We start from the raw sequence: 315 nt of genomic DNA, 5'->3' as shown, positions 1-315 counted from the left end.
CAGTGGTATCGTCAGTGAGTATAGGATTTTTAGCAGTATTTTCTTTCACTTTTGCATCTTTACTAGCGTCTGTTGCTGAGGGGCTAGTTTCTAACCCCTTTATATCAGCGTTGCCCATAACATCAGTGCTTTCAGCAATGATATCAGTGACATCCGCATTTGAAGCGTCAGCTGCAGCATCGTTACTATCGAGCGCAAGGTTTTCACCATTTCGATAAATAGGCGGCGCCGGTAATATCACAACCATCTCTGCTTTTTCTTTCTCAGTATTGGTTATATGAGAGTCGTCAGAAACCTCGCCTGGTTGTGTTGATG

At 43.5% G+C, this 315-nt stretch carries 1 protein-coding gene; it reads right to left on the bottom strand.

The window, feature by feature from the left end:
- Nucleotides 1-315, bottom strand: a 315-nt coding sequence (locus AAEZ03_RS26595; protein WP_350582776.1) for a hypothetical protein, incomplete at both ends; no start/stop codon positions are given.

Origin of the sequence: Pseudomonas sp. HY2-MNA-CIBAN-0224 (assembly GCF_040310285.1) — a bacterium.
In the GTDB taxonomy this organism is placed as follows: domain Bacteria; phylum Pseudomonadota; class Gammaproteobacteria; order Pseudomonadales; family Pseudomonadaceae; genus Aquipseudomonas; species Aquipseudomonas helleri.
The sequence above is the reverse complement of the archived record's forward strand: the minus strand, read 5'-3'. Positions and strand labels throughout refer to the sequence as shown.